General features: G+C 47.9%; 9 protein-coding genes. 7 read left to right on the forward strand and 2 right to left on the reverse strand.

Annotation, left to right across the window (positions count from 1 at the left end; translation table 11 throughout):
• Positions 1-145: 145 nt before the first annotated feature.
• From ACJAYR_RS09800 to ACJAYR_RS09820, 5 genes are all read left to right on the forward strand, one after another.
• A complete protein-coding gene (locus ACJAYR_RS09800) occupies positions 146-823 on the forward strand; it encodes an SURF1 family protein (protein ID WP_415236440.1) in 678 nt (225 codons plus the stop codon).
• Between the two features lie 10 nt (positions 824-833).
• Positions 834-2,321, forward strand: coding sequence for a carboxypeptidase M32 (locus ACJAYR_RS09805; protein ID WP_415236441.1), 1,488 nt, complete (start codon positions 834-836; stop codon positions 2,319-2,321).
• A gap of 82 nt (positions 2,322-2,403) precedes the next feature.
• Positions 2,404-3,804, forward strand: a complete 1,401-nt coding sequence (gene thrC / locus ACJAYR_RS09810) for a threonine synthase (protein ID WP_415236442.1) — start codon at positions 2,404-2,406, stop codon at positions 3,802-3,804.
• A 14-nt stretch (positions 3,805-3,818) separates the two neighbouring features.
• The gene (locus ACJAYR_RS09815) at positions 3,819-5,081 is read left to right on the forward strand and encodes a M16 family metallopeptidase (RefSeq protein ID WP_415236443.1); all 1,263 of its coding nucleotides are present in this window, start codon (positions 3,819-3,821) and stop codon (positions 5,079-5,081) included.
• A gap of 44 nt (positions 5,082-5,125) precedes the next feature.
• Entirely contained in the window at positions 5,126-5,740 is a 615-nt protein-coding gene (locus ACJAYR_RS09820; RefSeq protein WP_415236444.1) for a GNAT family N-acetyltransferase, read from the forward strand.
• Here the strand turns inward: ACJAYR_RS09820 and ACJAYR_RS09825 are convergent.
• Entirely contained in the window at positions 5,731-6,306 is a 576-nt protein-coding gene (locus tag ACJAYR_RS09825; RefSeq protein WP_415236445.1) for a YqgE/AlgH family protein, read from the reverse strand. The two genes, ACJAYR_RS09820 and ACJAYR_RS09825, sit on opposite strands and share 10 nt — an antisense overlap.
• A gap of 136 nt (positions 6,307-6,442) precedes the next feature.
• Between ACJAYR_RS09825 and ACJAYR_RS09830 the strand changes: the two genes are divergently transcribed.
• Both ACJAYR_RS09830 and ACJAYR_RS09835 read left to right on the forward strand, forming a co-directional pair.
• Positions 6,443-7,267, forward strand: a complete 825-nt coding sequence (locus ACJAYR_RS09830) for a protein-disulfide reductase DsbD domain-containing protein (RefSeq protein WP_415236446.1) — start codon at positions 6,443-6,445, stop codon at positions 7,265-7,267.
• 89 nt (positions 7,268-7,356) lie between these two features.
• Complete coding sequence (locus tag ACJAYR_RS09835; RefSeq protein WP_169544551.1) at positions 7,357-7,836, forward strand: peroxiredoxin; 480 nt, start codon at positions 7,357-7,359, stop codon at positions 7,834-7,836.
• A 52-nt stretch (positions 7,837-7,888) separates the two neighbouring features.
• On the opposite strand, the gene rnhA is transcribed toward ACJAYR_RS09835, so the two are convergent.
• Entirely contained in the window at positions 7,889-8,329 is a 441-nt protein-coding gene (gene rnhA / locus ACJAYR_RS09840; protein ID WP_415236447.1) for a ribonuclease HI, read from the reverse strand.
• Positions 8,330-8,468 lie beyond the last annotated feature (139 nt).

Here is an 8,468-nt window from a genome sequence, read left to right on the forward strand (position 1 = left end):
TTTTTTGTGCATTGAAATTCATTGTAATTGCCATGCCGGGTCTTTAAATGGAAATCAGAGTACCCTATGGTAAGTCTCAATTTTGAACCAAAGACGTAAGTCCCATATCATGAAAAATTTTTCTCCCGGTTTTTGGCCTACGGTCATGACTATTCCCATTGTTATCGTGCTGCTCACTTTAAGCATCTGGCAGCTAAACCGTTACGCCTGGAAGGTAGAATTGATTGACCATTTGTCAGCTCAATTGGCCCTGGACCCGGTTGATTTGCCAACCGGCGACGTTGCGCTTTCTGAATGGGAACACCGCAAGGTTCGCCTGCGCGGAGAATTTCTTCACGAAAAGGAAATTCACCTTTTCAGCCATGCCGACAAAGGGCGTAAGGGGTTTCAGATTATAACTCCCTTTAAACGGGCTGAAACCGGGCAAATCTATCTGGTTAATCGGGGTTGGGTGAACGAAGGGTTCAAGGACCCTGAAAACCGGACTGAAGGCTTATTAAGCGGCGTTGTGAAGGTCACAGGGGTTGTTCGGAAACCCTGGACGAAAAGTTATGATTTTCTGCCGGATAATAACCGGTCAACCAATGTCTGGCTGTATGGCGATCTTGCCCAAATGGCGGCGCATCAAAATGTGGAGGCCGCACCGTTTTTTATTGAACTTGACGCAACTCCTGTTCCAGGCGGATGGCCAATTGGCGGGCAAACGCGTATCTCCATACCCAATAATCATTTGGAATATTTCATTACCTGGCTGGGCCTTGCAGCGGCAATGCTGGCGATTTACATTTTTTACGGTATCGGTAAAGCCAAGAAAAAGGATTAGAGATCCAAGTATGTCTGCATACGCGAAATTAGAACAACTTTTTCACAAGCGGTCTGTTCTTTCGGGGGCGAGTGCCATTCTTCATTGGGACAACGCCGTCATGATGCCAGACGGCGGCGCGGAAAGCCGGTCAGAACAATTGGCAACGCTTGGCCTTATGTCTCATGAATTGTTGAAGGGGCCAGCCGTGGAAAACTGGCTGGAAGAGGCTTCTTCTGAAACCCTTGATGACTGGCAAACAGCGAACCTGAAGGAAATGAATAACCAATGGCGCCACGGGAACGCTGTTGACGGCTCGTTGGTTGAGGCGTTGTCCCGAGCAACGTCACAATGCGAAATGACCTGGCGCGCGGCGCGCGAAGAAAACGACTTTTCAGTCTTGCAAGAAGAATTGGAAAAGGTTGTTTCCTTGACGCAGGAAATGGCTTTGGCGAAAGCAGAGGCCTTCGGTGTCACGGCTTATGATGCGCTGCTTGATCAGTTTGAACCCGGCTGTACCGCAGAGGTAATTGATGTCCTATTTGACGATTTAGGGGCTTTTTTACCGGGTTTCCTAGATCAAGTTTTGGAAAAACAACGCGTAAATGGCCGCGGAGAAAAACCCGAAGGGCCTTTTCCGATCGAGGTTCAGCGCGATCTGGGCGAAGCATTTATGAGGGCGTTGACCTTTGATTTTAATCACGGGCGTCTCGATACAAGCCACCATCCGTTTACAGGCGGAACACCAGACGATGTCAGGCTAACGACCCGTTATGAAGAGGATGATTTCACACAAAGCCTTATGGGAACGCTGCATGAAACGGGTCATGCCCTGTACGAGCAGAATTTGCCGCTTAAATGGCGCCATCAACCGGTTGGTCAGGCTCGTGGCATGGCGATGCATGAAAGCCAGTCTCTTCTGATTGAGATGCAGCTTTCTCGAGGTTCGGAATTTCTCCAATACGCAATCCCAATTATTCGCGATGCGTTTAAGGGAGAGGGTGAAAATTGGACATTTGCAAATCTGAAACAGTTTTATCATCGTGTGGAGAGGGGTTTCATTCGGGTAGACGCGGATGAAGTAACCTATCCTCTTCATGTTATTTTACGGTATCGATTGGAAAAGGCGCTTTTATCCGGGGATTTGAAAGTCAAAGACCTGCCGGGTGCTTGGAATGAAGGGATGATGAGTTTGCTGGGCGTAACGCCGCCCAATGATCGGCTAGGCTGTCTTCAGGATATTCATTGGCCAGGAGGGGCGATCGGTTATTTCCCGACTTATACAATGGGTGCACTGGCTGCGGCACAATTGTTTGAAGCTGCAAGAAATGACCTTTCAGACATGCACGCCGACATCAGAGCCGGTAAATTTGAACCGCTTGTCGACTGGCTGAAAAAACATGTTCATCAAATGGGAAGTCTTAAAAGCACCGATCAGATGTTGGAAGACGCCACTGGTAAAAAAATGGGGACAGAAGCCTTTAAAGCCCATCTGACTGATCGTTATCTTAAAGGCTAATTTACCTGTAAATCTGCTGAATTTAAGTATAGAACATTAGGCTGTTTGATTTGAGGCCGCAATTCTTAACTGGAGAGACACGGTGCGATACATAAGTACACGCGGGGAAGCACCAGCGTTAAATTTTGAAGAGGTGGTTTTAACTGGTCTGGCCAGAGACGGTGGGTTGTATGTTCCGGAAACCTGGCCGCAGATGTCTCATCAGGAAATTCGCGATCTTTCTGGTAAAAGTTATGCAGAGGTTGCAGCGATTGTTCTTCAACCTTTCCTTGGCGACAGCGTGAGCTCGTCTGATTTCAGGCAGATGACGGAAAAGGCATATGGGGCTTTCTCCCATAAAGCCGTTGTTCCTCTGTCCCAGCTGGATGCCAACGATTTTCTGATGGAGCTGTATCACGGCCCGACCTTGGCTTTTAAGGATGTGGCGTTGCAACTGTTGGGGCTGCTCTATGATCACCTGCTTGGCCGGAAAAACAAAAAAGTAACGATTGTCGGGGCGACATCCGGGGATACAGGCTCTGCTGCGATTGAAGCCTGCCGGGGCCGGGATGCGGTAGATATTTTTATCCTGCATCCTGCCGGACGGGTGTCTGATGTACAGCGCCGTCAAATGACGACTGTCTTGGACAGTAACGTGCACAATATTGCTGTTGATGGTGATTTTGATGACTGTCAGGCGCTAGTAAAAGCCTTGTTTAACGATCTGGATTTTCGGGATCAGTATGCGGTATCCGCTGTGAATTCCATTAACTGGGCCCGTGTTATGGCGCAAATCGTCTATTATTTTACCACGGCTATTAGTCTGGGAGGACCAGAGCGGGCCATTTCATATTCGGTGCCAAGTGGAAATTTTGGTGATATTTATGCCGGTTACTGCGCGGCTAAAATGGGCTTGCCGATTGAACAATTGATCGTAGCGACAAACCGGAATGATATTCTGTCACGGTTTTTTAATACGGGCGAATATATCAAAGAAGGTGTTGATCCCACCATTAGTCCCAGTATGGATATTCAGGTTTCCAGTAACTTTGAACGTTTTCTGTTTGATCTTTACGGGCAGGATGGAGCTGCCGTGAAAGAGATGATGCGGCAACTGGATGAAGACGGAGGATTTACCGTTAATATGTCACAACTCAATAACGCTACTTTCTCGGCCGCAAAATGCGACGAGCAGGAGACATTGAATGTGATTGCAAAAACCTTGAAGGAAAATGGCAAACTGGTTGACCCGCATACTGCTGTCGGCCTGAAAGCCGCGGCGGACTGCCGTAGGAATGTGAAAACGCCAATGGTGACGTTAGCGACGGCTCATCCTGCTAAATTCCCGGCTGCCGTAGAAAAAGCGACAGGGCATTATCCCAAGTTACCGGCACATATGGCCGATTTATTTGAACGGGAAGAAAAAATGGATCATCTGCCTAATGATCTTTCCTCCCTGCAAACCTATATTAGAGAACGGGCGCGTATTTTAAGCGCTGATTGACAGAAAGTTATCGAATGAACCTTCAGGTTTCTACGCTAGAAAATGGGATGCGGGTCATTTCTGATCCCATGCCCAACCTTGAAACATCTGCTGTTGGTGTCTGGGTTGACACCGGGGCCCGCCATGAGACACCGGAGCAAAATGGCATCTCCCATGTTCTTGAGCATATGGCATTCAAGGGAACGGAATCCCGTTCCGCGTATGATATTGCCGAAAGTATCGAGGCCGTTGGCGGTCATTTAAACGCTTACACAAGCCGTGATCAAACCGCGTACTATGCGCGCGTTCTAAAAGATGATCTGGGGCTTGCGACAGAGATACTGTCTGACATATTGCAGCATTCAACCTTCGATCAGGATGAGCTGATCCGTGAAAAAGAAGTGATTGTTCAGGAAATCGGCCAAACAAATGATACACCGGACGATATCATTTTTGATCATCTTCAGGAAACTGCCTATGCAAATCAGGCGGTGGGACGTTCTATCTTGGGAACTGCAGAGCGGGTTCGTGGTTTTACGCGCGAGACAGTTTCTGGATATATGAAAGATCGCTATTTGGCCCCGAAGCTTGTTCTAAGCGCTTCCGGTGCGGTTGACCATGACGAATTGGTCCGCATGGCAGAGGATATGTTCTCTGGTCTTGCAAAAGAGGGCCAAACAGGGATGGAAGACGCCCGTTATACCGGTGGTGACTTCCGTGAAGAGCGAGATCTGGAACAGGTTCATTTTGCACTGTCCGTGCCAGGGCTTTCCTATCAGGACGAAGATTTTTATGCAGTTCAGGTTTTATCCGGGCTGCTGGGCGGTGGGATGTCATCGCGTTTGTTTCAGGAAGTGCGGGAAAAAAGAGGGCTATGCTATTCCGTTTTTGCTTTTTCGTCTTCTTTTGCGGATGCAGGGTTATTCACGGTATATGCAGGAACCGGCGCGGAACAGATTGGTGAACTGGGCGGTGTTATCTGTGATGAATTAATTCGCGCAACCACTGATATCACAGAGGCAGAGGTTGCCCGTGCCCGTGCACAACATAAAGCGGCGCTGTTGATGGGGCAGGAGAGTCCTGCGGCCAGATGCGAAGTCCATGCCCGCCAAATGTTGATCTATGATCGTGTTATTTCTCCTCAGGAAATTTCTGAAAAGATCGAAGCGGTTACGCCGGAGCATCTGCAAAAAGTGGCAAAAAGGCTGTTTTGTAACGTTTCTCCAACGATTGCGGGTCTGGGACCAATTAAAAATCTTGATAAATTCGACCACTTTGCGGCAAGATTTGCAGGCTAGGCTTTTTCTGGCTCGTCTGCCCGTCTTACCCAAAGGAAATGTCTTTGGATGATTTGAATGTAATCAACAGGTTTTTATATTTTGGCGCCCAAAAGCCGGTTGTGTCCGACCGGCTTTATATCCGCTATCCAAGGCTGTCAGACTGGCAGCAATGGTCTGCGGTTCGGACGATCAGCCGGGACCATCTGGTCCCGTGGGAGCCTGTCTGGTCACCCAATAATCTCAGCAAAGTGAATTTTAAGGCGCGGCTTCGGCATTACGCGCGGGATGCGCGCGAAGATATCGGTCATGCCTATTTTCTGTTTCGAAAAGACAATCATCACCTGATCGGTAGCATAACGCTGAGCAATATACGGCGGGGTGTTTCGCAAACCGGAAGCATTGGTTATTGGACTGGGTTGCCTTATATCCGAAAAGGTTACATGTTCGAGGCGTTATGCGCCTTGCTGCCGTTTATTTTTGAGCATCACGGATTGAGGCGTGTTGAGGCCGCCTGTGTTCCAGAGAATGCAGCCAGTGGATCCTTGTTGAGAAAAGTCGGTTTCATAGAGGAAGGGCGTGCACGCGAGTATCTATGCATCAATGGAACCTGGCAGGATCATCTTCTTTTTGCGTTGCTGGAATCAGATAAAATTAACAGCACTGACACTCAGGCGTGACCAAGGTCAGAAGATAAGAGACCCGGGTCAAAACCCAGCTTGTTAATTGCTGCTTGCCACTTGTTTTCCAGTTGCTCACCAAAAACCAGATCACTATCGGCTTCGACAACCAGCCAGCCATTTCCCTGAATTTCCTGTTCCAGCTGACCGGGTCCCCATCCAGAATACCCTAAGGCAAGAAAACTGCTGTCCGGCCCATTTCCTTCTGCCATGCATTGGAGCATGTCCAACGTCGCGGTGAGGGCAATGCCTTGACCAATTGGAATTGTTGTTTCGTGCACAAGATCTGTCGAATGAAGGACAAAGCCCCGTTCTGTTTCAACCGGGCCGCCAAAGTGGATATGTGGATTATTTGACCTGGCGGTAACCGGAATATCAAGTTGGTCGAGTAATTCCTTAAAGGAAAGGACGCCTAGATCTTTGTTTAAAACAATGCCCATGGCACCGTCTTCGGTATGCGAGCAGAGCAGAATGATGGAGCGTTTGAACCGCGGGTCAGGCATTGTGGGCATTGCGACCAGTATTTGACCTTCGAGATATCCTGTATCAATTTTTGTGCCTGTCATGATCTCACTTTAGTTTTTGTGTTTAACCCTCATCATATCGATGAAATAATTGTGACGTGCAACCTGAGCATATTGCCCTATATTTTAAAGCATTACGAACTCAATAACTATTAATCTGGTGCTGGGCTTTTAAAAAATGAAGAAGAAAATTCTGGTTTTTATCGGAACCGTCACTTCTTTCAGCGTTTTATTTTTATCTTTACTGGCGTTTGCTGCGCAAGGGCAGGTATCAAAAACAAACCTGATTTCAGACGTTCAGGCCGTCGGTGATGATGCAGTTATCATGATGGGACTGCATATTGCGTTGAATAAGGGCTGGAAGACCTATTGGCGAAGTCCGGGGGATGCCGGTATCCCGCCGCAGTTTAATTGGTCAGGGTCGCAAAATATCGAGAAAGTCGAAGTTCTTTGGCCCAAACCTATTGAGTTTAGCAGTGCTGGTCTTTCATCCTGGGGGTACAAGGATGAAGTTGTCTTCCCGTTAAGGGTGACGTTAAAGCAGCCGGGGCACGCCGTCCGGGCCAATCTGGATGTGTTTTACGGTGTATGCGAGATGGTCTGCATCCCAGTGAAACAGGAAGTTGCCCTCAGTCTGCCCCAAGGGCCTGCCGTAACATCGAAGGATGCGCCGCTAATAAAATTATTTGCTGAGCGGGTTCCGTTGTTACTGTCGATGTCAAACCAGGTTCATGATATGAAGGTTAAATCAAACGGATCACAGGAACTGATGATTACAATCAAGTCTGACCTTCAGTTTAATAATCCGGCTTTAATCCTCGAAGGGGAACAAGGTGATTTTTTCCAGATTTCGCCCAAGACCACTAATCAAACAGCGGGCTATCTGGTTTTTACAGCGACAGCCGACCTTGCACGCAAAGGATCACCTTTGAAAGGGCGGAAAATAACCGCGACAATTCTCGATAAGGGGGTTGCTGTTGAAGGCCAAATAACTGTTAAATAGATCCATTGGATTATGCGGATCAGCCAGGTTACAAGGCAAGGTCTGTAAACTCGAGTAAAGAAAACAAACTACCACATAGGGAATAAAGTATGACAATCAAAGTAGGCGATAAACTTCCAGCAGGTGAATTGATGGAAATGACCGGAAGCGGTCCAGCAAAACTCTCTGTTGAGGAAATTTTTGGCGGTAAGACGGTTGCTTTATTTGCTGTTCCGGGCGCCTATACCCCAACATGTTCTGCAAAACATCTTCCAGGTTTTGTTGATAATCTTGAGTCTCTCAAGTCAAAAGGTGTGGATGAGGTGATTTGCCTGTCCGTCAACGATCCTTTTGTGATGGCTGCATGGGGTCAGGCGCAAGCCGCAGGTGAAGTTCGCATGCTCGCCGATCCAGATGCTGCATTCACAAAAGCAATGTCCGTTGAATTTGACGCGTCCGGCGCTGGTCTTGGTGTTCGCTCTCGCCGTTATTCAATGCTGGTTGAAGACGGAACAGTGAAACAGCTCAACCTGGAAGAAACAGGTGGTTTCGAAGTTTCTGATGCAGAAACTCTGCTCGGCCAGCTGTAAGATATATTCTTAGTATATGACGAACGGGGGAAGAGCTTGCTCTTCCCTTTTTTTATCGAACTGTTTCCATTCCCTGGTTTGCGAGTTCATCAGCTTTTTCGTTGCCGGGGACACCCGCATGCCCCTTGACCCATTTCCATTCAATTTGATGGCGGGCAATGGCGTCGTCCAGCAGGACCCACAGATCCTTGTTCTTAACCGGTTTCTTGGCGGCCGTTTTCCAGCCGTTCTTTTTCCAGTTTACCATCCATTTCGTAATGCCATCCTTGACATACGTGCTATCCGTATGCAGTTCGACAACTGATGCGCGTTTAAGGGCGTCCAATGCTTTAATAGCCGCTGTTAATTCCATACGGTTATTTGTGGTATCAGCTTCGCCGCCGCATATTTCCTTAATTTTACCGTCACATTCCAGCATCGCGCCCCATCCGCCCGGACCAGGATTTCCAGAACATGCTCCATCTGTGTAAATAACTACTTTTTTACTGCTCAAAATGACACCTTTAAGGATGATTTCTTAGTTCAGCCCCTTCCTAACACATTCATAGATAAAGGAGGTCTGTAAAATTTGATGCAATTAACAGAATATTAGGTGCTTTTTGTCAAAATCGAAGACTAGGAACAAAGTCTTA

This window comes from Sneathiella sp. (genome assembly GCF_047631475.1).
Classification (GTDB): Bacteria; Pseudomonadota; Alphaproteobacteria; order Sneathiellales; family Sneathiellaceae; genus Sneathiella.